Annotated in this window: 22 protein-coding genes; 11 read left to right on the top strand and 11 right to left on the bottom strand. The window is 52.3% G+C overall.

The features are described 5' to 3' along the window. Nucleotides 1-43: 43 nt before the first annotated feature. Nucleotides 44-601: a cytochrome b gene (locus PsAD5_RS16875; RefSeq protein WP_063287933.1), complete on the top strand. Its 558-nt coding sequence runs from the start codon at nt 44-46 to the stop codon at nt 599-601. 29 nt (nt 602-630) lie between these two features. Here PsAD5_RS16875 and PsAD5_RS16870 read toward each other — a convergent pair whose 3' ends face one another. After that, nucleotides 631-2238, bottom strand: a complete 1608-nt coding sequence (locus tag PsAD5_RS16870; protein WP_063292923.1) for a hypothetical protein — start codon at nt 2236-2238, stop codon at nt 631-633. 162 nt (nt 2239-2400) lie between these two features. Here PsAD5_RS16870 and PsAD5_RS16865 point away from each other — a divergent pair, with 162 nt between their 5' ends. Continuing rightward, nucleotides 2401-3021 carry a chloramphenicol phosphotransferase CPT family protein gene (locus PsAD5_RS16865; RefSeq protein WP_063292922.1) on the top strand — a complete coding sequence of 207 codons (621 nt, stop codon included), beginning with the start codon at nt 2401-2403 and terminating at the stop codon, nt 3019-3021. Here PsAD5_RS16865 and PsAD5_RS16860 read toward each other — a convergent pair. The 4 genes from PsAD5_RS16860 to PsAD5_RS16845 all read right to left on the bottom strand — a co-directional run bounded on the left by PsAD5_RS16860 (nt 3002) and on the right by PsAD5_RS16845 (nt 5500). Then, nucleotides 3002-3631 (bottom strand): DapH/DapD/GlmU-related protein, encoded by a 630-nt coding sequence (locus PsAD5_RS16860; protein ID WP_063292921.1) that lies wholly within the window; start codon nt 3629-3631, stop codon nt 3002-3004. The genes PsAD5_RS16865 and PsAD5_RS16860 overlap by 20 nt on opposite strands. Beyond that, on the bottom strand, nt 3628-4320 hold the full coding sequence (locus tag PsAD5_RS16855) for a ceramidase domain-containing protein (protein ID WP_063292920.1): 693 nt from the start codon (nt 4318-4320) through the stop codon (nt 3628-3630). The genes PsAD5_RS16860 and PsAD5_RS16855 overlap by 4 nt, the downstream gene beginning before the upstream one ends. An 87-nt stretch (nt 4321-4407) precedes the next feature. Continuing rightward, nucleotides 4408-5121: a sulfite exporter TauE/SafE family protein gene (locus PsAD5_RS16850; protein WP_193778159.1), complete on the bottom strand. Its 714-nt coding sequence runs from the start codon at nt 5119-5121 to the stop codon at nt 4408-4410. Between the two features lie 127 nt (nt 5122-5248). Continuing rightward, entirely contained in the window at nt 5249-5500 is a 252-nt protein-coding gene (locus tag PsAD5_RS16845) for a hypothetical protein (protein WP_063292918.1), read from the bottom strand. 231 nt (nt 5501-5731) lie between these two features. On the opposite strand from PsAD5_RS16845, the gene dsrO reads away from it, so the two are divergent. From dsrO to PsAD5_RS16820, 5 genes are all read left to right on the top strand, one after another. Beyond that, a complete protein-coding gene (dsrO, locus tag PsAD5_RS16840) occupies nt 5732-6451 on the top strand; it encodes a sulfate reduction electron transfer complex DsrMKJOP subunit DsrO (protein WP_063292917.1) in 720 nt (239 codons plus the stop codon). A 3-nt stretch (nt 6452-6454) separates the two neighbouring features. Then, nucleotides 6455-7438, top strand: a complete 984-nt coding sequence (gene nrfD / locus PsAD5_RS16835; protein ID WP_063292916.1) for an NrfD/PsrC family molybdoenzyme membrane anchor subunit — start codon at nt 6455-6457, stop codon at nt 7436-7438. 12 nt (nt 7439-7450) lie between these two features. After that, on the top strand, nt 7451-10531 hold the full coding sequence (locus PsAD5_RS16830) for a molybdopterin-dependent oxidoreductase (RefSeq protein WP_063292915.1): 3081 nt from the start codon (nt 7451-7453) through the stop codon (nt 10529-10531). 453 nt (nt 10532-10984) lie between these two features. Beyond that, on the top strand, nt 10985-12088 hold the full coding sequence (locus tag PsAD5_RS16825) for a DUF1217 domain-containing protein (RefSeq protein WP_063292914.1): 1104 nt from the start codon (nt 10985-10987) through the stop codon (nt 12086-12088). Between the two features lie 262 nt (nt 12089-12350). Further along, nucleotides 12351-15671: a hypothetical protein gene (locus PsAD5_RS16820; RefSeq protein WP_063292913.1), complete on the top strand. Its 3321-nt coding sequence runs from the start codon at nt 12351-12353 to the stop codon at nt 15669-15671. Nucleotides 15672-15800: 129 nt separating this feature from the next. Here the strand turns inward: PsAD5_RS16820 and PsAD5_RS16815 are convergent, their stop codons facing one another. Further along, complete coding sequence (locus tag PsAD5_RS16815; RefSeq protein WP_063292912.1) at nt 15801-16892, bottom strand: glycosyltransferase family 2 protein; 1092 nt, start codon at nt 16890-16892, stop codon at nt 15801-15803. 261 nt (nt 16893-17153) lie between these two features. On the opposite strand from PsAD5_RS16815, the gene PsAD5_RS16810 reads away from it, so the two are divergent. Beyond that, on the top strand, nt 17154-18368 hold the full coding sequence (locus tag PsAD5_RS16810; protein WP_063292911.1) for a serine hydrolase: 1215 nt from the start codon (nt 17154-17156) through the stop codon (nt 18366-18368). On the opposite strand, the gene PsAD5_RS16805 is transcribed toward PsAD5_RS16810, so the two are convergent. The 4 genes from PsAD5_RS16805 to PsAD5_RS16790 form a co-directional block, all read right to left on the bottom strand. Continuing rightward, complete coding sequence (locus tag PsAD5_RS16805) at nt 18363-18746, bottom strand: VOC family protein (RefSeq protein ID WP_057462329.1); 384 nt, start codon at nt 18744-18746, stop codon at nt 18363-18365. The two genes, PsAD5_RS16810 and PsAD5_RS16805, sit on opposite strands and share 6 nt — an antisense overlap. Before the next feature lie 158 nt (nt 18747-18904). Beyond that, entirely contained in the window at nt 18905-19270 is a 366-nt protein-coding gene (locus tag PsAD5_RS16800; RefSeq protein WP_063292910.1) for a VOC family protein, read from the bottom strand. A 58-nt stretch (nt 19271-19328) separates the two neighbouring features. Then, the gene (locus PsAD5_RS16795) at nt 19329-20114 is read right to left on the bottom strand and encodes an enoyl-CoA hydratase-related protein (protein WP_063292909.1); all 786 of its coding nucleotides are present in this window, start codon (nt 20112-20114) and stop codon (nt 19329-19331) included. Nucleotides 20115-20198: 84 nt separating this feature from the next. Continuing rightward, nucleotides 20199-21044, bottom strand: a complete 846-nt coding sequence (locus PsAD5_RS16790; RefSeq protein WP_063292908.1) for a LysR family transcriptional regulator — start codon at nt 21042-21044, stop codon at nt 20199-20201. 97 nt (nt 21045-21141) lie between these two features. On the opposite strand from PsAD5_RS16790, the gene PsAD5_RS16785 reads away from it, so the two are divergent. The 3 genes from PsAD5_RS16785 (at nt 21142) to PsAD5_RS16775 (ending at nt 24076) form a co-directional block, all read left to right on the top strand. After that, nucleotides 21142-22059, top strand: a complete 918-nt coding sequence (locus tag PsAD5_RS16785) for an MBL fold metallo-hydrolase (RefSeq protein ID WP_208980900.1) — start codon at nt 21142-21144, stop codon at nt 22057-22059. Between the two features lie 204 nt (nt 22060-22263). Beyond that, on the top strand, nt 22264-23106 hold the full coding sequence (locus tag PsAD5_RS16780) for a transporter substrate-binding domain-containing protein (protein ID WP_063292907.1): 843 nt from the start codon (nt 22264-22266) through the stop codon (nt 23104-23106). A gap of 13 nt (nt 23107-23119) precedes the next feature. Then, nucleotides 23120-24076 (top strand): amino acid ABC transporter permease, encoded by a 957-nt coding sequence (locus tag PsAD5_RS16775; RefSeq protein WP_063292906.1) that lies wholly within the window; start codon nt 23120-23122, stop codon nt 24074-24076. A gap of 20 nt (nt 24077-24096) precedes the next feature. Here the strand turns inward: PsAD5_RS16775 and PsAD5_RS16770 are convergent, their stop codons facing one another. Continuing rightward, nucleotides 24097-24762 carry a hypothetical protein gene (locus PsAD5_RS16770; protein ID WP_063287952.1) on the bottom strand — a complete coding sequence of 222 codons (666 nt, stop codon included), beginning with the start codon at nt 24760-24762 and terminating at the stop codon, nt 24097-24099. Between the last annotated feature and the right edge of the window lie 14 nt (nt 24763-24776).

The following is a 24776-nucleotide window of genomic DNA, read 5'->3' as shown; positions in this document are numbered from 1 at the left end:
TGCAAACAACAAGTTGCTGCCATAAGAAGAACTGGCAGAAACTATGACTGATCAACAATATGTGCGCTCCGCCCGGATCCTTCACTGGCTAATGGCCCTTGGCTTTTTATCCATGTGGGTGACCGGCTACATCATGAAGCTGGATTCTCTGGAAGATACCCCCTTGGAAGAAAGCCTGTTTGACCTCCACATCTCTATGGGCGTGACCCTGCTGGGCTTATTGCTGCTGCGCGTGGCTATCCGCTTGGTCAACAAACCGCCTGCATTGCCTGCGGGCCTGACTTCATGGGAAAAAATCGGCTCCCATCTGGGTCACCTGGGCCTGTACCTTCTGCCGCTCGTCACCATGCTGGTTGCTTGGGCCGAGGTTGATTTTGGCGGCCACGGTGTGAAGTGGTTCACCATTGGTATGCCAAAGATCTTCCCAACCATGGAAACCTTCGCCGGTATCAATCTGGAAGACACAACTGCAACAGCACATGAGTTGCTGGCCTGGTCTTTGCTGGCACTGGTCGCTGTGCACGTGGCCGCTGTTCTCAAGCACAAATACTGGGATGGTCACGACGTCATGGGCCGCATGAGTTTGCTCAGCAAAAAATAACAGGACGCGGGGGAGGGCTGATCGCAGCCCTAACGCCGAGGGCGCATTGGGGGCAGTCCCTCGGCATCCGCCTGTGCTTGCGCTTTGGCTTCTTTGAGCAGCGCATCCAACGTGAACATGGCGGTCTTCATATCCTGTAATCTGGCAGAGGCTTCTGCCAGATTGTCTTGTTTTATGGCCTCTTCCACCCGCGCGATTGAATCGTCCGCCATGGCTTTGTAACTCAGAAAGTCCGCCAGCTCACCTTTGTACTTGGCGCTTTTGCGCAGCACCATCATGGCGACGATATCTTTCTTCGCCTTGCCCACCTGCGCTGTGTATCTGGCAGCTTCTTCCTCGCGCTTTGAACGTTTTGTTGACCGTGGACGCTGCACAGGTTCATCCTCGATAATCTGTTCTCTCGGCGGTGCTTCTGCGGTTGGCTCTGGTTTAACCTTCTCTGGCGGCGGGTTGAGACGGTCTAGCGCAATTTTCATGTTGGCGATGGTTGCGTTCAGGTCCTCCAGCATATAGCGGGCGTCCTTCACACGTCCGGTGGTTAGAAGCCGCTCAATCTGGATGGCAAGTGTTGAGGCGGTGGCGCTATAGCCTTCGTAGTGGCGCAGCTGCTCCGGATTCTGGATCGTGGCTTTTTGCGCATCCAGCCCATCGATTTCTTTCCGGGCCTCTTTCACATCCTGCAGGAACCCTTCCACCTGAGCGGCTGTGTTGATGCCACGGGTAAAGGCAATTTCCAACCCGGTCATGGTGATGTTGGCATTATCAAGCATGTCCTCAGCGCGGCGGTATTCGCGTTTGGCGTAGAGTTTCTCTGCTTCCACAATGTAGGCGCTCGCCCTGTTATGCAGTTTTTCGAAGATCACCAGTTCCTCGGTGTCTTTGAACGAGCCGGAGCGGATGTGAAACGCACGTAAGTCTGAACGGGCTTTGGTGACCTTCTTGCCAAACTTGAGCGAAGCCTCCAACTCCGGTGCTGCAGACTGGATTACGGGCGCTTCCTGCAACCACGCGACTATCGCTTTCATCTTCAGCAGGCTTTTTTCAAAACTGGCAATTGCCTTGTTGGCATCGTCCACGTGAGATGCGCGGTGGTGGGTGGTGATCTGGTCAAAGTGCTTTTGCACCTCCTGATCAGCACTTTCAAAGTTGCGCAGTTTTTTCTGGTAGTTCTTATGCTTGCCCGCCAATTCCATGAACTGGAAACGATGTTGCTGAAGCTGGCCATGGGCGTTTTGTAACAGTGGAATTTGGTCGCCAATCACAGCAAGCGCATCTTCAAACTCACCTACATAAAAACTAAGCGATGTGATGCCTGCGTTTATCTCCGCAACAAATGGCTGAATATCACGCGTTTTTTTGGACTTGGCAGAGGTGATTGCCTGACGCGTGGCTTTATGTGCTTTCTTGAAGCCTCCAAAGAGGGCACGGCAGAACTTGATAAGGTTGCCCTGCGCATAAAGCTCATCGACTTTCTTCTCCAGCACTGCAATCTGCTCGAAATCAGTGACAGCAGGATCTGGGGTGCCCGTTTCCTCGTCTCCATCAACCAGATCATCCTCCGGAAATGTCCATGACATATGCCGATAGAAATCCTCAGCCCATCTCTGCTGCTCAACACTCAGCTTCTCAACCGGCATCACCCTCTCCAACCCAAAGCAAACCACGCGCCGGATAATGCCTTGATTGCGCTGGTTTTCGGGCAAATTTCACGAGCTGAGTGAAGGAGGAGTTGATGGGTGGAACGGGTTTTGTCTTAATCTATAGGTTTGTTATGCTCTTCGAAAAGGGGAGGCTAGCAGATGATACAAGGGCGGATTGTGTTGCTCAATGGAGCACCGAGGTCTGGCAAAAGTTCCATTGTATCAGCACTGCAAAAGCAGGCAGATGAGCCCTGGATAAATCTCGGTGTGGACGTCGTCGTCAAGCACATGACGCCGGAATACATGAAGCCGGGGATAGGGCTGCGTCCGGGAGGGGAAAGGCCTGACCTGGAAGACTTTATCTACCGCTCCTATCACGCGCTTTACAAAAGCATCGCAGCTCATACTGAGCTGGGCTTTGATGTCATCGCTGATCTAGGCCACCACAACAACTATGCGGCGCTGGACGGCAACTGGGGGCATTATCTGAAGGAGTTGGAAGGGTTGGACGTGATGATCGTCGGCGTCTTTTGCCCACTGGCAGAGATTATGCAGCGCCGAGCTGGCAGTGATGGGAACTATCTCACGGCCAATGAGGAAGGCGAAATCCCGTTACCCGTCCTTCGCTGGCAGGAAGAGGTTCATAAGCCGGGGATTTATGATCTGGAGCTGGACACTTCGGCGCTGAGTGCGGAAGTGTGTGCGGAAAGAATTCTGAATGTGATTGCGTCAGGCGCAAAGTTTAATGCCAGAGACAAGCTTATAGCATCGCAGGTATGAGCTGCTTCGCCTGCTGATCGACTGAAGACAAGCGGGGGATGACACTGTCTGGTTTCAGCAGGGTGCCGGGAGCGAGAACTGAGTTTGCACCGACCTTGCTGTTGTCACCGATCAGGGAGCCAAATTTTCTCACACCTGTCGGTATCTCGTTGCCATCCTGAAGGAGCGTAATCTCTTTCCCAGTCCATTCATTGCGGTGATTGGCGACCACAACGCCAGCTTCCAGATTGACGTTTTCGCCTAAAATGGAATCTCCCAGAAACCCGAGATGGGCGAGTTTGGAGCCTTTGAACATGAAGCTGGACTTTACCTCACAAAACGGGCCAACCGCGCAGCCTTCATCCAGAAATACGCCTCCGCGCAAATAGCTGCGGGAGGACACAAAGGCGTTCGGTCCGATGATCACCGCGTCTTTCAGCGTTGCCCCATCTTCCACCACGGCGCTTTCGTGAATAGCGGTGCTGTTGGTGATGCGGTACGAGCTATCAAGGCGAGAGATCATGCCCTGAATGATGCTTGCAGCGTTCGTCGTCATCGCCCACGGTGTGTGCCCAAGTCCTGCGAGTGGTGAGCTCTCCCAGTTCGCAATGTAGTCACGCAACCGGATCATTGAGCCTTTCCTTGTGGCGGCATCTTGAGAACCAGCGCTGCAAGGAGGAAGCCGATCATCAGGCCGTTGAGCAGGTGCCACATGAAGTGGGTGCCGAAAGCGACGGAGAAGCAAAGGGCCATGTCCACGGTTCGGAACATCAAAGAGACCGCAAAGGTTGCCGTGGCGAGCGTGATATAGGCCCGGGCCGGGTGCTTGCGCAGGTGCATCAGCAGGGTTGCGATGAGCAGGGCGACCATAGCTGGCAGGTATTGCAGGGAGCCGTTGAACGGATCAGGGCCAGCATCAATATCAGTCAATACAGCATCCGAACTGAACCAGAAAATAGCGGCGGTTATGCCCACTGCAATGGCACTGGCACGCAAGGTGCGGAACAGGTTTTCACCGGTCGCACGATAGATCACGGTGACGATGTAAAAGGCTACAAAACTCCAGATCGGGACAACGTCCGCCAACTCTGACCATGTGTTTGCAAATGTATGAAACAGGAATGAGCCAACGCCAATAGCCGCTGCAAGCGCGATCAGCACCAGCTCTGCGATGCTCGGGTTGCCCCGTTTACGCACCAGATAAAGCGCGATCAGAGCAGCCACAATAAAGCTGAGATTGCTGAGCGCATTCAGCGGTTCATTCCAGAACCCCGGCGCGGTTCGCTCGCAGTAAAGGTCAATATAGTCAGCAGGAAGCATCGCAATGTCTCAATGAAAGTCAGAGGCTGAAAGAGCAGAAAGACTAAATCTGTAAGTGTGCCGATTGTAGGGTGCGACCTGCAATATTCAAGGCATAATCATGGAGATGCCGGAGCCTGCCAGAACCAGATCAATCATCCTATCATGATGCTTTGAGCTGAGCTTGTTCAGGATCGCTTTGGCTGCATAGGTGCCAAGGGTGATCGACCCGCCTACCAGTGCCCCGCCAATGAGGATGTCCGTGCTCATGACATTGAGATAGCTGAAGGCCGCGGCCTTGGAGCCGAACACGAACAGGGAAGCCGCCGCTTCTGTTGCGATCAACGCGCTTTTGACAAGACCGAAAGAGGAGAAAACCGCCAGACTAAGCGGGCCGGAAGAGGCGACCAGTCCGGTGATGAACCCGATAAGCGTTCCGCCAAACACAAGGTGGATTGGCTTGGAGCCGATGTTTTTGGAGCGCAGCAGATAGCGCACGGGAATGAGCACCAGAAAGAACAGGCCAAGGATGGTGCTGCCAACGGATTCCGGTATGGCAATCAACAGGTTCGCGCCCAGAGCAGCCATGGGAATGCTCGGCAGTGCGTAAAAGAACACCGCGCGCCAGTTGATTTCACTCCACCACACAATCACGCGCCCGCAATTGGCGATGAGTGCGGCAACCGCCATGATGGGAATGGCTGCCTTGGTGCCAAACACAGCCACCAGAATAGGCAGGAGAATGATGGATGACCCCGTGCCAACAATGCCGGACAATACCCCGGCAAGCATGCCAGAAACGGCAATAATCAATATGCTCAAATGAGGAATCCTTGGAGAAAAGAACATTCTGAAAAATCTTCTGATCTGTATAAGAGCGACTGCCTCATGATGCAATTTGCTTGAAGAGAAGCTGCATTAAAAAATACAGCTTCGCTCCTCTAAACGGTTAAACAGAGTTTAGGCGGACAGGGTTGGGCGAGAGCGGAGAGACGCGCGCCTGATAGGTGGAATGAACTGGCACAGTAAAACGACCAGAAATCGGGCGGTCACCAGCTCCCGGTGCGGACCGCACCAACGGGATTGAGGCAATTGATGTTTCGCGATCGATGTCTCTCCAAACACCAGCGACCTGATGTTGAGGTTGCCAGACGCCTGAAGGCACGGCCTGCCAGGCAGCGGTAAGATTGATAGCGGGCATGTTTGTTTTCCTTTATTCACCACGATCATTTGTTTGTGCGGCATACTTATGTGCTGCTCTCCTATGGACGAATGAGACGCGCATCTGTGATGATCAGGGGTTTGTTCTCTGGTGTTGCCCCGCCCATCTAGGGGAACTCCCCTAAGTCCGCAGATAACCTCCCCAATATTTTTGTTGCTGGCCTCCCGGTAGCTTGGGAACAACCCAAACCGTGACACTCCGGGGGGAGACATGAATTCAAGACGTGAGTTCCTCAAACTGGCCATGGCAGGCTCAACAGCTGCGGTGGCAGCGCCGGCAGCTGTTGGAGCACAGGCAAAGCCCAAGCGCTGGGGCATGCTGGTGGATCTACGCAAATGCATCGGCTGTCAGGCCTGCACCGTGGCCTGCACCATTGAAAACGACGTGCCCGCAGGCCAGCACCGTACCGCTGTCCCCATATACGAGCTGGATGGCCCGGATGGTCCAAGTCAGGCCGTGTTACCGCGCTTGTGCAACCATTGTGACGAGCCGCCGTGCATTCCGGTGTGTCCGGTCAATGCCACCTATAAAACCGATGAGGGCGCTGTGGTGGTGGATGCCGAGCAATGCGTGGCCTGCGGCTACTGCGTGCAGGCGTGCCCTTATGAAGCGCGCTTCATCAACCACAAAACTGGCGTTGCGGACAAGTGCACGTTGTGTGTGCATCGCACGTCCGTTGGCTTGCTGCCGGCCTGCGTTGAAACCTGCGTTGGCAACGCCCGTGTGTTTGGCGATCTGAATGATCCGGAAAGCGAAATCCGCAAGCTGATGGCGCAGCATGAAACCAGGGGCCTGCGACCGGAATTCAAGACGGGACCAAACGTCTATTACATCGGGCTGGATGACAGGCTTGCCTCAACCGTTGCGGTTGGTGGTGGTGCCCGTGATCTGCGCCAAGGTCTTGAAACGCCTGCACATGGGGAGGTGTGAGTTATGCCTGCTGTTGATCTGATGTCATTTGATCATGAAGCTGTCTGGCGGCCCTGGGCGGTCGCTTACTTCCTGCTGGTTGGAACGGGCGCAGGGGCTGCTTTGCTGCTGGCTTATGCTCGTCTTGTGCGCGTTGCAGAAGCCAAAGGCGCCCTGATTGTCGCCACCAGTTTTGCATTGGCCTCCGGTTTGCCATTGCTGGCAGACTTGCACCAGCCTGCACGTTTTATGCACTTTTACAGTGGTGCTGCACCCGGTTCCATCATGTGGTGGGGCAGCTGGTTCCTGCCGTTGTTTATCGCCTCCACGCTTTTGCTGGCATTCATGACTGGCCGTCGTGGCAACGCGCCCATGTGTGGCGGTGAACGCATGCTGACCATGGTTGTTGGCGCTCTGGCCCTCTGCATTTTAGGGTACACCGCTGGTGAAATGAGCGTGGTTGCCGCGCGTCCTGTATGGAACACATTCGGCTTCCCCGTTGTGCTTATTCTGACCGCCCTTATGAGCGGTGCTGGTGCCACCATGACCATTGATAGCCTCAATGGTGAGAAGGGTGATGGCCGTTACATGCTGGTGGTGACAGGTGCCGCAACTCTGGTCGCGTTTGGCCTTTGGATGCTGACCGACACCAACCTCTCAACTCTGGCGGCAGACTATGCCCCTGTTGGGTTGTTCGGTGCATTCATCATCGCAGGTGTCGTGGTTCCAGTGGTTCTGGCTGTGAGTGCAAAGGCCTCTTTGCTGCTGCGCGGTGTAAGCGGGGCGCTGGCCGTGTTTGGGGCATTGGCTTTCCGCTGGTCCACCTTCAACGGGGCGCAACTCATGTCCAAAACCGAGACCGCATTTTACGGCCATGAAGCCGCTTTGTCTCAGGACGCTCTGCGGACGCTTGCCGGGTCTGCTGGCCTGCTGATCCTCAGCCTGATCTTTGTCACGCTTCTCATCAACCTGCTGGCCGTGCGTGCCAGCAAGCAAACTCAAGCCTAAGGAGAGCCAGTTATGACTATTTCTCGCCGTGGTGTTCTTCAAGGTGCAACCGCTCTTGGCGCAGCTGGCGCTGCCTTCTGGGGCTTTGCTGAAACGGGCAAAAACTTCTATCAGGGCGTGCTGGGTGATGCGAAAGCCAAAGGCATTTCCGGAGGGGCGCTGCCACCGGAATATAAGGTTGATCCAACAACCGGAGAGGTGATCCTTAACCCCGATCAACGGGTCGGCTACACAATGTGCATGGGCTGCACCAGCGTTTGCGGCATCCGTGTGCGGGTCGACAAAGCCTCCGGCGATATTCTGCGCGCCACCGGAAACCCGTACAGCCCACTCTCCACCAATCCGCACATTCCATACGACACGCCCATCAAAGACGCGATCACCGGCCTGTCTGCCTATGATGAGCAAGGCCTTGCAGGACGCTCCACCGCTTGCGGTCGCGGCAACGCTGCCATCGCCAAGCAAAACAGCAAGGAACGCATTCTCAAGCCAATGAAACGCGTGGGAGAGCGCGGCAGTGGCCAGTGGAAGGAAATTTCCTGGGACCAGTTGATTGAGGAAACCGTTGAAGGGGGAGACCTGTTTGGGGAAGGCCAGGTGGAAGGCCTGCGCGCGATCCGCGATCTGAAGACACCGCTTGATCCGGAAAATCCGGAATACGGCCCAAAAGCCAACCAACTTGTGGTGATCCCGGTCTTTAAAAACGGTCGCCTGATGATGGCTGCCCGCTTCGCCAAAATGGCTTACGGCACCCGCAACTTTGTGGGGCACCGCTCCTATTGCGGCCTGTCCATGCGGGCTGGCTATGCAGCCATGTTGGACAACCTGAAGAAGCAGCCACACCTGAAGCCGGACTATCGCCATGCCAAGTACATGCTGTTCATCGGTACGGCCCCGGGCAATGCAGGCAACCCCTACAAGCTGCAGGGCACGCTGATGGGCGCTGCCCGTGGGCGTGATGGGGTCAAATATGCAGTGGTGGACCCTGTTCTCACCAACTCTCAAAATCATGCGTTTGGCAAGGACAACACATGGGTTCCTATCAGGCCGGGCACCGATGGGGCTCTGGTGATGGGCATGATCCGCTGGATCATGGAAAACGAACGATATGACGCCAAGTTTCTGGCTCAACCGTCCGGCGCAGCAGCTCAGACGGCAGGGGAGGCCAGTTGGTCCAATGCAACGCATCTGGTCATTGATGATCCCGAGCATCCAAAAGGCGGCTCCTTCCTGCGGCAAGGAATGGTAACAGCTGATCTGGAAGAAGATGCTCAAAAAGCACCAATGTGCCTTGATGCGCAAACGGGAGAGCTTTCTCCTGCAAAGGGCCGCCCTGCCACACTGTTCCACCAGGGAACCGTGAGACTTCTGGATGGTTCTACTGTGCCCGTAGCCACCAGTCTGAGCTTGCTGCGCCGGGAGGCACTGCGCAAAACACTTGCTGAATACTCCACCGACTGCGGTGTACCGGAAGAACGCATCATCTCTCTGGCACGCGATTTCACCAGCGTTGGCAAACAGGCAGCTGCCGATTGCCACGGCGGCACTATGCATGCAGCAGGCTTTTACACCGCCTACGCCATCGTCATGCTCAACGCACTGGTCGGCAACCTCAACGCCAAAGGCGGCACCACAGCTGGTGGCGGTCGCTTCAAGGATGTGCAAAAAGGCCCACGCTATAACCTGCTCGCCTTCCCCGGCAAGGTGAAGGTGAAAGGCGTGGATGCAGGCCGCGGTGGCTTCGCCTACGAGAAAACCAGCGAGTTCAAGCGCTTGGTTGCGGATGGCAAGAACCCGTACCCTGCGCAGGCGCCATGGCATTCCTTCACCCAACCCATGGGCGCGCAATGGCTCACCTCTGTGCTGGAAGGCTATCCTTATAAAGCCAAGGCCGTCATTACATGGTCCTCCAACCCGGTCTACGGTGTTGCAGGCATGGAGAACGACGTCAAAGAAAAGATCAAAGACACCAAGCGCTTGCCGCTGTTCATCGCCATTGATCCATTCATCAACGAGACCTCTCGTTTCGCCGATTACATCGTGCCGGACCGTGTGTTCTACGAAGCATGGGGCTGGGCATCCGCCTGGGGCGGTGTGCCAACCAAGGTCTCCACGGCCCGCTGGCCGGTGGTGGATTGTCAGACCGGCACAACACCGGATGGACGCCATATGGACATGGACAACTTCTTCATCGACGTGGCCAAACGCATGGACTTGCCGGGCTTTGGAGAAAAAGCCATCCCGGATGCCGACGGCAACCTGCACCCGCTGCACCGCTCTGAGGATTTCTGGATGCGAGCCGGTGCCAACGTGGCGTTTGACGGGGGAGCTGTTCCAGAAAGTGATGATGCCGACATGACGATCACCGGTGTGGATCGCATCCGAGCGGACTTAGAAAGCACGTTAAAGCCAGACGAATGGCGCCGTGTTGCTTATGTTTACAACAGAGGTGGCCGCTATGAGGATGCGGCGAAAACCTACAAGGGCGAGACATTTGCTCGCTCCTACAAAAAAGGCATTCAGGTCTGGAACGAGACTGTCGGCACCGCGCGAAACTCCATGACGGGCAAGAAGTTTGTTGGCTGCCCAACATGGCAGGCCCCAAGCTTTGCTGATGGAACTAAGGTGGACAAAACTTTCCCGCCAGATCTATGGCCGTTCCGCGTTGTCAGCACCAAATCCCAGCTGCGCTCTTCCAGTACCGGAGGCAATCCGTATCTGGATGATCTGAAACTCTCCAACGCCATCGCCATCAACACGGTGGATGCGGACCAGCTTTCCATCAAAACCGGAGACTGGATCACCGTCATCTCCCCAAGCAACCGTATCAGCGGGCAGGCCTTGGTTCGCCAGGGCATCGCACGGGGTGCCATCGGCATTGAGCACGGCTACGGGCACCGCGAACTGGGCGCACGCACCCACAAGATCGGAAAGGTCATTTTGGAAGGACATTCTGAGCGGGGCCTCGGCACCAACAGCAATGATCTGGGCTACACCGACCCAACCAGCAAACGCCCGGCCCTGCTCGCCGACCCCGTCGTCGGCAGCATCGCCCGTCAGGCTCTCCCCGCGCGTATAGAAAAAATGAGCTAGCCGAACCCCGGAGAATACCTAGGGTTCTCGTAAAAAGAATTCGCCAACAAAAACATCAGGCACTGCCCCCAGCGGCGCCTGATAACAACAAACAGCCAAAGCCAAACGCCCCACCAACCCGGTATGAGGCACATCTCGGGCAGAAAAACTCCGACAACCCTCGCCAAAGATGGTGGAGGTCTTTTTTGTGGGAGAAGGGGTACGAGGTTACGTGAGGCGATTCTCCAATAATCATTGCAACATCACGAGAAGCTCAAGAAAACCAATCTTAAGGCTGGATACTGGGCAGGACCAAACTCTGCATGGCTCGATTTTTCTGCCTGAAGTGCAATCATTACAATGGTTTAAATAAACCAGTCCGTAGAAAAGATCAGCACCAAAGTTCATCAGGTTCAGACAAGACAACCGAGTCAGACTACCCCAAACTGTTTTTATGTAATCGGGTTCAATTCAATGGATACTCATCTTCGATTTTCAGTGCTTAATCGCGACTTGCCTGCTGCAAAAGATCGAACAGCAAAAGATCCAGAAATTGCACGCGAGATTCAGTACTACGAAGAAAATTTTAAGAACGTAGAGACCGTTGACGATCTTCTAAACGATTATCGCTTGTATAATTTCATGATGAAAACGATGGGCCTTGAAGACATGGCCTACGCGAAGGGCATGGTCCGAAAAGTTCTGACTGAAGGTACGTCAGACGAAAAAGCGCTAGCGAACACGCTAAGCGATGGTCGATTTAAGGAACTGGCTGAAGCATTCCCCTTTAATAAAGACGGAACCATTGAAGGTACGTTCGATTGGTCGAGTAAGAATGAAGCTCTGGATGAGAAAGTTGTCCGATATACAAATGTCCCAGGTGAAAAAGTTGAGGATGTTGACCGACTTGCCGATTACTATCTGCAAAAGATGCAGAGAAATGTTGGTTTGACGATTCAGCTTCTGGCGGATCCAGCCCTTTATAAAGTAGTTACAATAGCTTACGACATTCCTGAGGAAATCATCAATGGACCAAAAGAAGAGCGAGTTGAATGGTTTGATGAAAATCTTGATCTGGATGAGTTGAAAAAGCCTGCTGAACTTAAAGATGCGGTTGAGAAATTTAAAGATGGGCTGGAAGCGCAGCGCGTTGAGAGTACTAAAAATATTATAGAAAAATATATCCAAGTTAACTTTGAAGAAGATGAAGGTGAGCAGAACGAAGGCGTAAGACTTGCACTCAACTTTCAAAGAACGGCAAAAGATATCACGGATGCCTATGAGATTCTCGGCTCACCAGCTCTTTATCAAGTTGTAAGAACTGTTCTTGGTATGCCCCAGGAAATGGTCGGAACAAATATCGACAATCAAGCCGCGGTCATTAATGAAAAATTCGATGTTAAGAAATTTAAGAATCCTGCAGAGGTCGACAAGTTCGTCAAGAAGTTCGTAATTCTCTACGATGCGCAAAATGGAATTGGAACGGCTCCATCCGTGCAACTTTTCGCCAGTAATCCGGGCGTTGGGATCCCTGAGAACGTACTTACAGCGGTGAACGCTCTTAAGTTTGGTGGTTAGGCTAAACAATGGTGGCGTGAACGTGTCACCTTTCTGACTTCTAACGTTACAGAATGCACCCCTTGAGGCGGTTAAAGATCGTTAGCGGCTTCTCTTATTTGTTCGTTTGTCTCGTATTTTAGTGATGAGTGTTTAAAGCAATTTCATTGCACGATTTCTTTTTATTAAATATTCGCTCGATAGAGGGGGAATAGTGAAACATAATCTCATGGCGTAAGTGATATCCCGCATTAACTTATTTTAGTGCGCCAAGAGGTCCGTTATGGCTGGTTCCGATATCCCTTCCGGTTCAAATGAAACTGCTGGTACTCCAAAACAGTCCAGTCAGGTTGATGCATGGGCGAATGCTATGCTCAAAATTTGCAGTATTGATCCTTCTGAGGCCGATACTGTTTCCTCCTATGGAGATGAAGTGCCCGAGGCGCTTGAGGTATCGCTTGATACCGCGGAAGGCATTCAGAATGCAGTAGCGCAGTCCTATGTAGAATTCGGAAGTCTTACGGAAAAGGCTCATCTGATCATCGATAAGGAACAGCGCAAAATCTTCGATAATTTTGAGCAGAAAACCGATGATTACCTGAATGAAGCGGAACGTGCTGCTGAAGGGGAAGACATCGATGTGGCAAATGATTTCCTTGATAATGCAAAGCTCAGCATGAAGGGCATGAGCGAGGCACTTGATCGTGGTGTTTCAACGGCTCTCAAGCTGGACGGCTACGTGCAGGAAGTCACCGCTCTGCTCAAGGAAGCTGGTACCTATTACAAACAGCGTAAACAGATCTCTTATGAAGAGCCGCTTTCTGATCTTTTGAGCTACCAGACCATGGTGGAGACTCTGGGGCAGGACGCCAAGCTTCTGCTCTCCGAAAATCGTATTTCTGACGCTAAGACAGCCATCGAACAGATGAAAACTGCTATCGGCAACATGCCCAAGTGCTTCGAGGCGCCGAAGAATGCCAAGACTGCGAAGAAAGCCACTGCTGATGAGGTGGAGTTCGGTCTGGTTTCAAAAGGGGCGCATGCCTTTGAGGATGTCGAAGCTCTTGGTGATGTCTTTGCAGAAGAGGTGGCGCTCAACGAGCGCGGCGATGCAATTTTCAATATACATCAGAAACTTCAGGAAGATCATAAACAAGACCAGACTGGTTGGTCCAAGAAACATTCGACCGAGTTTGAGGAGGCTTTTGAGCTTTCGAAATCTGCCCTTGATGGAGCTCAGGATATTTATCAGGGTCTTTGGCTTGATTCAGACGTTAAAAAAGCGCTGCCAAAGCTTGATAGCCTGATCGAAACAGGGCGAACCATGCATATGCGCATGAAGAAAGTTGCCCTGACCGCTCAAGGACATAACGACGCTGAAACAGCGGAAATCATTTCGGCTGAGAAGGAAAGCGCTGGCGATGTTCTGGAGCAACGTCTGGCCCGGTTGAGGGAAGATCTGAATAGCCTGAAAACAGCCATCAATACAAGTAATGCCAATTGGCGTCCGATATGTCAGGACGTCAATGGAGCGGAGTTTGAGACAGTCTATCAGGGTGCTCTGTCATACCAAGAAGATGGAATGGCTTGTTCTCAGGAGAATAGAGAGGATAAAGAAGCGCATTGCGAGCAACTTCAGCAATATGTTTCCTCTGCCAAGTTTGCATTGGTGCAGATGCAGCAGCTCTTTGCTAAAGCTCAGGAAGTTCGAAATAATGATATTTCTGGCATTAATGTCAAAGCGAAGGAAGCTAATGCGAAACTGCAGGACTTGGTGAAGCGCCGGCCAGAGATTGTGGCTTGGAGCGTTGAGCTGGGAACCTTCGATAAGGTCCGCGCGCGCGCTTCAAAAGCACTTGAAGCGCTCAATGTGGCTATGGCTGACAATAGCATGGCCGTGAGTGTGGGTGCGTTGAACGCTTTCAATAGTCAAATTGCTGATATGCAGGAAGCGTTTGCTGCTGCAGCAGCTGAAATACAGAGTATTGGGGCGGACGTAAGATTCCGCATAAAGAACGTAAAGAGCGCGTTTGCCACGCTCGCGGCCCGAAAAGGTGAGTTGAAGAAAAAGCCAAATGAGTTTGCAGAATTTTACAAGGCAAACAACGAAGCCTTTACGCTGCTCACACAGGATCAGGTTGTTCTGTCCAACTGCGATAAAAAGGCTGCCGACGATATGTTGGCAGGCGTTGAAGTTGCGCTTGGTAAAATGAGGACGTTACTTGGCATGCCGGATGCTGGTGAGGGCGGTGCGCAAACGGATGCCTCAGGCCGCAGACACGAGTTATTGCAGGTTGTGCGCCGTAAATTTAGCCAATTGAAACAGCTTGATAAGTGGGCCCGAGAGAATCCTGAGGTCGAAGGCCACTATGCGGACTTCGCTGATACCTATGCGGATGCTCAAGAACAGTGTGACACCTTCAAGGTGGGCCTCATCGCGCTTGCCAATATGGACAAGAAGGTCGTCGAAGTCGCCTTGCGCGCCATTGATCAGGATCTGGATGTTATGGACAACCTTTTCCAGGCAGCCAGAGAGCAGATGGAGCAGCTGAAAGGCGCTGACGCAATTGAGGGTGAACTTAACCCAAAGTCAGACCTTCTGGAACGCATCAAAGCCTATAATCCTCGCATAACCAAATATGAAGACAATACAGGTTTATTCCAGGATCTGGGTGAAAAGGATTTCTATAAAGGCACCATCGCTAATCTGCGAGAGTGCTTGCTGACTGCCTCAGGTTTCTATTATGAGGATGATGATCCCAAGGGCGAAGCTGAACTGGAAAAGATTGAGGTTTACTTCGACAGCCTTGATGAGTGTCTCAAGCAAGCCGCAGTGACTCGGAAAGAAATTGAAGGGTTTGAGCATATTGTCGATATGGCGAGCCAATCACTTGCTGATTTGAATGCCAAAGATGAAAACCTTAAAACCCGGCCTCAACGTAATGCCTTTGTTTCGAATAGCGCTGAAGTGAAAAAGCTTATGGCACTGGTCGACAAACATATCGGTCGTCAAGATATCAAGCCTATCCGCGATATCATTCCAGAGCTGCAGGCAGCCGTTCAGAAGATGGAAGATGAGTTCCCGAAATCCAGAAGCGAGAAGATGAAGGCCGCTCTGGGGAAGAAGAAAAAAGGAACTTTTGAAGATGATTTGGCTGCTATGCAGCAGCGGCAAGCAGCTGCCGAGGTAGAGAGAGTTGCTGAAGAACAGCTGCGCGCGAACTCAGATGAAGACCTTACTGAAGAGCAGAAGCGCGAAAAGGCGTTGAAGGATGAAATCTACGAGTTAGACAATACAGCTTACAAAGCATGTGAGACGCTTGTTGCTTTAAATGCCAGAGAAAAAGAACTGAAGACAGTAGAGCAACGTAACCAGTATCGAGCCAACAGAGATAACTTTAAAGCACTTGTCGCTTTGCTGGGTAAGCAAATCAGGGAAGGCAAGTTAGTGGAGGCCCGTGCGACGGTTCCTCAGATGCAAGCGGCAGCACTCAAGATGCAGGAGGAGTTCCCGAAAGCTCAAAAATCCAAGCGTGAAAGGCTAAAGGCTGCGTTTAGCAGAAAGAGCAAAGATAGCTCAGGGGCGAAAAAGGGAAAGAAGTAGCTATTGAGTAGTAACTGCAGCTGAAAAGAGTTTGCGTGGCTTGAGCCTTACCGTTACTCGGAAGGCTTGGGCAATAGGCAAGTAACCTTTCAAAAATGCAGGCTTGTGAAACGAAGATGTGTAGCGAGATTATGCCTCCTCCTCCAACCGCTTCCTCAATGCATATTTGACGAATTTGTTGGGTTTGGAGAGCAGGGACTTGAGGTGCCTGCTCTTTGAGATTTCGCGCTGGAGTTTGTAAAGAACCTCTGCGCTTTCAGTGTCTTCAATCCGCATGGCCTGATCAAACAGAAGCCCGAAGGCCTGGCCCAGGGCTTTTTTATTGAACTTTTCCTTATTGTTGAGCAGGAAGGCTTTGACCTGATCGATATCCATTGAGTTCAATGATTTGCGATCTACAAAGGCCTTTTTGTTGCAGTAATAATCCTGTCGTGCGGAGATGAGGCGCTCGCGCACCAACCGCTCATCAACGGCTTCCAGATCAAACTCATCTGCCATCTGGTCCACCGGATCGAGGTGCCCGGCGCGGCGTTGCTGCACGCTGATTTCTGCAAGGCGGGTGATGTAAAAATGCTTCCAGAACCTGTTGGTCAGATCACGTTTATCCGGAAACCCGCGATAGGCAACAAGCCTCTCTGGTAAGTTGGCGAAAGAGTACCTGTCCTGCGCCCGTAACCAGAGGTCATAATCCTGACAGATCGTGAAGATCTCGCGATAGCCTCCAAGGTCTACAAGTGCGCGGCGTCGCATCATCATGGAGGGGTGAACGAAGGTGTTCAGGCCGCGATCCAATTGCGCTTTAATCTCGAAATCATCCTCTGGGAACTCAAAGGCCCCCATGACCCTGTCATGATCGTTGATATGATCTGCGAATGTGCCGAGAAACGAAATGTCCGGGTTTTCTTTAAGGAATTCAATCTGCTTGGCAAACCGCTCTGGTCTGCACAGATCGTCGCCATCCATACGGGCGATGTAAACACCGCTGGCCTGTGAGATGCCAAAGTTGAGGGCGCCAGCCATGCCGAAATGGGGGGAATGCAACAGCTTGAACCGGTCATCAACAGAGGCGATGTCTGCACACACATCTTCCGATCCATCAGAAGAGTGATCGTTGATCATGAGCACTTCGAAATGAGGGAAGCTCTGGTACTTTATGCTCTGCAATGCAGGCAGCAGATATTTGCCGCAATTGTGAACCGGAAGAACGACACTGATCTCCACAATACCAACCTCATAGAGTGCTCGGGAATCTTCGAAAGGGCATGCGGGCCAAACCTAACAGCTTCCGCACCCGGTTTATTCCGGCAGATCTGGTTGGTTATAGACCGAGGTATGAATTGTTCTGAGGTGGCTAAGCATCAACCTCTCACTTCGCCCAACTGTGGCTTATTGCAGAAGAGGGAAGACAGGCTTTGCCAATCTCACAGGCTCACTTTAAGAGAAGAGAGACGATTCCAGCTGGTTGACCTGAGGCGATTTGAAATGCGCACCCTGAAAGAGATGTTTCTTGATCCAATCCTGAGCCTAAAGGATGCGCTGGAGAACCTCTCCCCTGCCAAGCGGATCACGCCGGAGATGATTGCGCTGCGCAACACGTCTGATATGGACCTGCTGTTTCTACTCTGGAATGGCAACGGCGATGACCTTTCCATGTTCTCGACCGGCTTCCTTTCTCTGGTTGGAGAACAGGGGCTGAAACGGTCTTTGGAGGATGCACTTGCCGCTTACGGAGCAGCGCAAGAAATCAGCAAAGAAACGCAAAACAACGCATTTCTCGTCAAAACAACGCACTTTAAGATCGTCGTCCTACTGGAGCGGGAAAAATCTGGCAAAATCAAAGGCTTATTCATTAAGCCTGCACTGTATCAGGTTGAAAACCTTGATGAGTGCCTATCTCTGATGCAAGAGATTGCTGGATCGTCCAGCTTTCTCATTCGCAAAGATGGCGTAGAATTTTTCAGCAAAAATGCAGATCAGCCCTTGGCGATTGGCCCAGCTTACAAGCTGTTTGTGATGCAGGAACTGGTGCGCCGCGTGAAAAGCGGTGACTTGAAGTGGAACCAGAAAGTTCGGCTGGAAAAAGACTTGGAATCCCATCCGGTTAGCAGTCTTTACGCCAAAATGAGCGGCGGATTGGTGACCCTGCAGGTGGTTGCACAGCACATGATGGCGGCCTCTGATAACTCCGCTGCTGATGTTGTTCTCAACCTTATCGGCACTAAGCCACTGGAAACGCGGGAAGAACGGACGCCGTTCCTGACATCTCGTCAGTTTTATCAACTCAAGGCGGATCGTGATCTTGCCGAGAGATATGGTCAGGCGGGTGTTGCTAAGCGCCGGAAAATTCTGGAGAAAATCGAGGAACGTTCACTGCCCGCGATTGAGGATGTAGCCGACCCATATCTCAGCGGAGTGGAATGGTATGCAAGCGCGGAAGAACTCTGCGATGTGATCGGCGAAATAGCAGATGACAAGGCGATGCAGTTCAACCCTGGCCTGGCGGAAAAGACCGACTGGCAACGCATTGCTTTCAAAGCTGGAAGCGAGATCGGTGTTCTTAATTTTACCTATGATCTCAAAGGGTTGAACGGAGTGCATTGGCAGGTTGCGGTGACGTGGAACCACGAAGATATTCTGCCGGAGGGCAAGTTGCTCGGCCTCACCAACGCGTTGTTGCAGGAGCTGAAGAAGCTATAGTTTGTGCTGCACCATGTCCTCGGGTTGCATCAGTTCAACGCGGTTGCCGAAGGGGTCATGGGTGGTTCTTCTCAGGAAACCAATGAAGGTCGGGTCCTCTGAAACCTCATAGCCCGCATCCCGCAGGTGCTCTGTGAGTTTCATGATATCATCCACTACAAAGGCCGGATGCCCCACCTTGTTGGCCACAAACGGGTCTTGCACGCTCAGGTGCAGATTGACAGAACCTACTGAAAACCAACCACCTTGTTGGTGCCGCGCTATCTCAGGCCGCTCAATTTCTTCAAAGCCCAACAGGTCCACGTAAAATTCGCGGGCGAGCTTATCCCCGTCAGGCGCGATGGGAAGGTTGATGTGTTGCAAACCGAGAATGGTCATCTGCCGAGGCTCCTGTGCCGAGGTGAGCTTGCTTGATTAACTCACCCTCTAACACACACAGGATATCGTGAGGTTTTCGAAAACTCGAAGATTTTCTGTTTATTTATCAATGTCTAAAGCAGAAATATGAATTCTAGTCTGGCGTGCAGCGCCAGCAGTCATGCCGTCTTCTGCATCAACTCGATGCGGTTGCCAAACGGGTCTTCGGTGAACTTGCGGATATAGCCCGGCAATGGCTTGTCGTCCTTCAACACAGCGCCTGCTGCGGCCAGACGATCAACCGTTTCCTGAAGGCTATCAAACAAAAAGGCGGGATGGGCTTTCTTGTTTGGGGTGAACGGATCTTCCACGCCAACATGCAGGTTAACGCTGCCTGCAGTGAACCAGGCGCCGCCACGTCCTTGTAAAGACGCAGGTTTTTCGACTTCGGTAAAACCGAGCAGGCCGATGAAGAAAGCGCGGGCCGCGTCTTCCTGCCCTGCTGGCATGGTCATCTGGACGTGATCGAGTGCAATAATGCCCATATATATCCTCAATTATGATTTTGGGAGGCGCCGCAACCACACGAGAAGAATACGGGCGCTATTTGAAAACAGGTGAGCGTTTTTCAAGAAACGCGTTTAGGCCCTCGGCATGGTTTTCCGAATTTCCAGCCCGACGCTGCATCTCCGCTTCCCGCACAAGCTGGTCTTCCAACGTGCTATCAGCTGATGCATGAATGAGATGTTTGGTCATGGCATACGCCGATGTTGGGCCTTTTGCAAGATTAGTTGCAACATCTAGTACCTCACCCTGAAGTTGGTCGTCTTCAATGGCTCCCCAGATCAGGCCCCAATCTGCTGCGCGGTCCGCAGTCAGCGGCATACCAGTCAGCATCAACCCCTTGGCACGCACCTCGCCCACCATCCTCGGCAAGTGGAAGGACGCACCAGCACCAGGGACAAGACCTAACTTGCTGAAAGCGTGTATGAATTTAGCACTCTTGGCGGCAAACACCATATCGCAGGCAAAGGCGAGACCAGCTCCGGCACCCGTGGCAACGCCGTTCACAGCGCACAAAACCGGCTTTTCCATCTGTCGGATTGCGTGAATAATCGGGCTGTAATGTTGTGTTAGAACATCGCCCAAATCCGGCTTTTCGCCAGTGCTGTCGGGCAGGATGTCGTTGAGGTCCTGCCCGGTGCAAAAGGCGCGGCCTGAACCGGTGAGGATAACCGTGCGCACCTCTGAGCTGGTGTGGGCTTCTTTCAACGCGGAGAGCAAGTCCTGACGCATCTCTGGTGAGAGGGCATTGAGTTTGTCTGGGCGGTTGAGCGTTATTCTCAAAACACCACCAAGCTGTTCTTTTAAAAGGGTATCCTGCGCCATACTCTCTCGTCCCATGCAATCAGTCACTAAAATCTGCAGGGATACTAACGAATTGCTCAGCCTGCGCCCATAAGCCATTTGGTCTTACCGGTGGGCTTTTGCGCACTCTATGATGTGTTGGATAAAAGCCCGTGTGCGTTTCGGTCTGTGCTTTCGGGCTGGGGTTACAATGTAAAGCGGCACCTCAGGGATCTGCAGTGTGGTTTTTAGGTGGTGTAACCGGCCTTGTTCTACCTCATGCTCACAAAGTGAAATTGGCAGCACAGCAACGCAATCCGTTGATAATGCGAGTTGTTTGGTCAAACTGAAGTTAGTGGTCTCGATTGTGTGAGCCGATGTTGTACCCACCGAGAACTTAGCTAGAAAGCCTCCCGGATCTCGGAGAGCAAAGGAGGCAATGTTGTCTTCTGTGATGAGCTTGTGCGGTTTGCGGGAGAACAGTCCAACAGGGTCATAAGTGTAGCGCCGCGCGATCAGGGTTTCGTCTCCCGGATGCCGCGCGCGGATGGCGAGATCGAAGTGATCTGCCACGAGATCCACCGGACTGTCGCTCATATCAACGTAAAACGAGACCTTGGGATGCAGCTTGCCAAAGCTGTTCAGCAGCGCTTCTAACGTTTCTACCGGATAATCTGTTGGGACGGAAAGGCGAATGTTTCCAGAGAGTTCGTCTTTTTCTAGCAGGTCGCTTTCAGCTTGTAGAAGCGCTTCCAAAGCTGGCTCGCACTGCTGCAAAAATCGTTCACCCTCCAGCGTCAAAGAAACCCGCCGTGTGGTGCGGTGAAGCAATTGCACGCCGAGCCGTTCCTCCAACGCTTGCACGCGAGCTGTGACCGTTGAACGGGGAATACTCAGATGCTCTGCGGCCTCAGTGAAGGAGTTCAGGCGAGCGACGTCAACGAAGGTTTGCAACTGGATGATGTTCGTCATTATGCAATTATATCGTTTAATGATGACAGTATTATCTGAATACTCCAGCCACTCAGAGTTTGCTAGCCCTATGCTCCATATAGAGATAGGTGATAAGATGGACAGACGGAAATTTCTTGGTTTGAGTGGAACAACAGCACTGGTTTCTGCTGTTGGTTTGCCTGCACTGGCACATGCAAAAGCGAATGGTTCACCAGAGGAAATACTGCAGATACAGTGGCTTGGCGGCGCCACAATGCTCATCAGCTTTGATGGAGTGACGCTCCTCACGGATCCAGCCTTTGGTGTTGGGAAGCAGGCGATTGTGATGCCGAACCCGAATGAGATGTTTGACCTTGTAAAGGGACCCAATATCAAACCGCAGCCAAGATTTGGGGTGTTACCCGAGTTTGATCTTAGAGCGATAACCGCAACACTGATCAGTCATTCCCATCCAGACCATTTTGATGCAGCAGCAGAGGCGAAAATCGCTTCTGACATGGCGATGATCACGACAGAGCATGACAAACAAGTGTTTGTAAAAAAGGGCTTTTCCAATATCACCGCTCTGCCATGGGGCGAGCAAATGGTGTTCCCGACTAAGTCTGGTCAGATCACCATCACGGCAGTTCCCGCTGAGCATTCTGAGAATGCGGAGATCCTGAAGATCCTGGGGCCGGGTAATGGATACTTCTTTGAGTTTGTGGCCGGTGATTATCGCAGGACCATGTACTGGACCGGTGACACCCTCCCGGTAGATGATGTGATGGCCAAAGTCCAAGCCTTTGGTGCCATTGATGTTCTTGTGCCGCATGTTGGCGGGGTGGGTGTGACGGGCGCTCTTGGGAAGATCAGCATGGATGCCGCAGATGTGGTGGACATGGTGGATCGCCTGAAGCCGAAACGTGTCCTGCCCATTCATCACTCCACGTTTGGGCTGTTCCTTGAACCGATCTGGAAATTGGTGCAGGCGATGGAGAGGCATGAAGCAGGTCTTGATGTCATCGCAGAAGGCAGCACGGTTCAATACCAATAGATGAAGATGTATGTGCGATGACTATTATGAGTCATCGCACATACTATCTAATAAATGGGCAATCAGAAGAATAAATAGATTAGTCCTATAGATTTCACTCAGTGAAACTGAAATGTATTCATATATGAATAAATGAGAATCTCTTGTTTACCTTGGTTCTGTTGCCTAGGATCACCCGGATAATATTATTATTTGGAGGGGTAAATGAATATTATTAAATCAATCGCGAGTATTGGCTCGGTTGTCAGCGTGTCTTTGCTGGCCTTATCTCAACCCGCACTTTCCGGCGAAGTGATGGACCGCGTCATGGAGAGCAAGGTGATCCGTGTCGCGACCAACTCCGGATATCCGCCAGCTTCATTCCTGAATGCTAATGGTGTGTTTGAAGGTTATGACATTGATGTTTCAAAGGAAGTTGCCAAACGTATGGGCGCAAAGGCAGAGTTTCTGAACCCGGCTTGGGAGGCCATTACATCCGGCAAGTGGGGCGGACGCTGGGAGATGTCCATTGGCTCTATGACGCCTACACCCGCTCGTGCGAAAGTGCTCGATTTTCCAGCGGTTTACTATTACACACCGGCTGCGTTTTACGTACATAAAGACGCGTCTTATGAGACGATTTCGGAGCTGAATGGCAAGCGCATCGGGGCCAGCACTGGTTCAACCTTCGAGTACTATCTTCAGCACGAGTTGAAGTTGGACCCGGCTTACTCGCCTGCCTTTGAGTTTGCGGTGACACCGGGTGAAGTCCGCACCTATGAGGCTGATAGCAACGTACTGGATGATCTGCGTTTGGGAGATGGCAAGCGTTTGGATGCTGGCATCACGTCGGTCCCAACCATTCTGGAAGCAATCAAGGCGAACTATCCGATCCGTATTCTGGGAGAGGCGGTGTTCTTTGAGCCTCTGGCGGTTGTGACGTCTCGTGATGATCCTGATTTTTCCAAAAAGGTTGGCGAAATCATTGAGGAAATGCGGGCTGACGGCACATTGGTTGAGCTTTCCAAGAAATGGTTTGGGGCTGACCTTGTAACCACGACGCACTAGTGCGGCTGGTCCTATGACATTGCTCGTAAACCTGTTTAGTCATGCGCCCTCCCGGCGCCTGGCTTTCTTCGCGGTACTGGCAGCCTTGCTCATGGCATTTGACCTGAGCAGCGTTGGCCAATACCTGACGACCCTTCTGAACCTTGATGTGGCCCCTGATACTGCTTCCGTGCTGGCCGCATTCGCGATTTCTGCCATGATCACAGCAGACGTTGTGTTCGTCTCCAAACTGCCAATGAAGGTGCAAGTGCCGATCTATTGGGCGCAGCTTCTGGCGCTGTTTCTGGGGTTCTTCTACTCGTTTGATCTGTCGTTTCCGTTCATTATCGAGCGGTTGCCGATCCTGCTTTACAAGGGGCTGTTCTACACGCTCTTTGTCTCGTTTGCGTCCATCATTTGCGCCAGCTTACTGGCATTTGTTGGCGCACTTGCCCGTCTGTCCAACTCAGGTCCAGCCTATGCGGCTTCAACGTTCTACGTCTCGTTTTTTCGCGGTACGCCGTTGTTGTTGCAGGTTTATCTGATTTATCTGGGTTTGCCGCAACTTGGAATCACACTGGATGCAATCCCGTCAGGTATTCTGGCTTTGTCGCTCAGTTACGGGGCCTATATGACGGAGATTTTCCGAGGGGGCATACAGGCGGTTCCACGGCAACAGTCAGAAGCCGCCGCCGCTCTGGGCTTGCAGCCTTGGCAAGTTATGTGGAAGGTGGTTTTGCCCCAGGCAATCCGCATCATCATTCCGCCAACGGGCAACAACTTCATCTCTATGCTCAAGGACAGCTCGCTGGTGTCTGCCATGGGCATTATGGAACTCATGTATCTGGCACGGACGCTTGGGCGCTCCGAGTTCAAACACTTTGAAATGTTGATCAGTGCGGCTTTGATCTATTGGGCGGTTAGTTTCGTCTTTGAGATGATACAGGCACAGCTGGAGAAGCGGTATTCAGCACCGCAGAAGGTTGGGTAAGCAAAAGGAAAGAGGGCCACTCAGGCCTTCTTTCTGTCGCGAAGCAAGTCATGACACTTGAGAGCGCAGTAATAGCCGATGGTGAAGAAGATGCTCATGGCAAGGACTTGTAGATAGAACCGGTCAAACGTGTTCCGGTGCAGTATCAGGTTGAGTGCATGGCCTACGTAAACGCCAAACATCATCATGGAAATTGCGAAGACGTGTATGAAGGTTTTTGCGCTTTTGGAAGCCGGATGCCCTTTGCAGTGATCCGCGAAAAAGCAGGTTACAATACAAGCGCCCACCATGATGAGGGTCATCCAGTTCAGATAAACAGCAGCCAGTGTCAGGCTGTTCATCTGTTGCATTGCCAGGTTCTGATCAATGGACAGGTCGATCTGGTGGCCCAAAATCATACCGAACCCGCCATAAACAAACCCGCTCCAGAAATACGTGAAGAGGTAGCTGGGCATACCTGCGTTTTGCAGACTGACCATGCCTGCAAAGAATATGGCGAGAACGAAAGCAACTTCAAATACATGAAGGGTGTCGGGCCGCGTGATCATCGCTACCACAGCCAGCTGAAGCACGAGCATCACTCCATAACCAATAGGATTGGTAAGCAGAAAATGGCTCAGAGAAAAGCTGCGCATTCGTTTTGGCTTCCGCTCGTTGTCAGGGCTGATGCCGTGTACCTCAGTCATGTGAACCCGATGTT

This window comes from Pseudovibrio sp. Ad5 (assembly GCF_001623095.1).
Lineage (GTDB): Bacteria > Pseudomonadota > Alphaproteobacteria > Rhizobiales > Stappiaceae > Pseudovibrio.
The sequence above is the reverse complement of the archived record's forward strand: the minus strand, read 5'-3'. Positions and strand labels throughout refer to the sequence as shown.

Excerpts from the sequence above, each read along its gene's own strand:
- PsAD5_RS16825 (WP_063292914.1), top strand. The coding sequence starts at position 10,985 with ATGGATACTCATCTTCGATTTTCAGTGCTTAATCGCGACTTGCCTGCT.
- PsAD5_RS16875 (WP_063287933.1), top strand. The coding sequence starts at position 44 with ATGACTGATCAACAATATGTGCGCTCCGCCCGGATCCTTCACTGGCTA.
- PsAD5_RS16800 (WP_063292910.1), bottom strand. The coding sequence starts at position 19,270 with ATGGGCATTATTGCACTCGATCACGTCCAGATGACCATGCCAGCAGGG.
- PsAD5_RS16870 (WP_063292923.1), bottom strand. The coding sequence starts at position 2,238 with ATGCCGGTTGAGAAGCTGAGTGTTGAGCAGCAGAGATGGGCTGAGGAT.
- PsAD5_RS16845 (WP_063292918.1), bottom strand. The coding sequence starts at position 5,500 with ATGCCCGCTATCAATCTTACCGCTGCCTGGCAGGCCGTGCCTTCAGGC.
- PsAD5_RS16860 (WP_063292921.1), bottom strand. The coding sequence starts at position 3,631 with ATGATCCGGTTGCGTGACTACATTGCGAACTGGGAGAGCTCACCACTC.
- dsrO (WP_063292917.1), top strand. The coding sequence starts at position 5,732 with ATGAATTCAAGACGTGAGTTCCTCAAACTGGCCATGGCAGGCTCAACA.
- PsAD5_RS16865 (WP_063292922.1), top strand. The coding sequence starts at position 2,401 with ATGATACAAGGGCGGATTGTGTTGCTCAATGGAGCACCGAGGTCTGGC.
- nrfD (WP_063292916.1), top strand. The coding sequence starts at position 6,455 with ATGCCTGCTGTTGATCTGATGTCATTTGATCATGAAGCTGTCTGGCGG.
- PsAD5_RS16770 (WP_063287952.1), bottom strand. The coding sequence starts at position 24,762 with ATGACTGAGGTACACGGCATCAGCCCTGACAACGAGCGGAAGCCAAAA.
- PsAD5_RS16785 (WP_208980900.1), top strand. The coding sequence starts at position 21,142 with ATGGACAGACGGAAATTTCTTGGTTTGAGTGGAACAACAGCACTGGTT.
- PsAD5_RS16830 (WP_063292915.1), top strand. The coding sequence starts at position 7,451 with ATGACTATTTCTCGCCGTGGTGTTCTTCAAGGTGCAACCGCTCTTGGC.
- PsAD5_RS16855 (WP_063292920.1), bottom strand. The coding sequence starts at position 4,320 with ATGCTTCCTGCTGACTATATTGACCTTTACTGCGAGCGAACCGCGCCG.
- PsAD5_RS16795 (WP_063292909.1), bottom strand. The coding sequence starts at position 20,114 with ATGGCGCAGGATACCCTTTTAAAAGAACAGCTTGGTGGTGTTTTGAGA.
- PsAD5_RS16780 (WP_063292907.1), top strand. The coding sequence starts at position 22,264 with ATGAATATTATTAAATCAATCGCGAGTATTGGCTCGGTTGTCAGCGTG.
- PsAD5_RS16775 (WP_063292906.1), top strand. The coding sequence starts at position 23,120 with ATGACATTGCTCGTAAACCTGTTTAGTCATGCGCCCTCCCGGCGCCTG.
- PsAD5_RS16810 (WP_063292911.1), top strand. The coding sequence starts at position 17,154 with ATGCGCACCCTGAAAGAGATGTTTCTTGATCCAATCCTGAGCCTAAAG.
- PsAD5_RS16805 (WP_057462329.1), bottom strand. The coding sequence starts at position 18,746 with ATGACCATTCTCGGTTTGCAACACATCAACCTTCCCATCGCGCCTGAC.
- PsAD5_RS16820 (WP_063292913.1), top strand. The coding sequence starts at position 12,351 with ATGGCTGGTTCCGATATCCCTTCCGGTTCAAATGAAACTGCTGGTACT.
- PsAD5_RS16790 (WP_063292908.1), bottom strand. The coding sequence starts at position 21,044 with ATGACGAACATCATCCAGTTGCAAACCTTCGTTGACGTCGCTCGCCTG.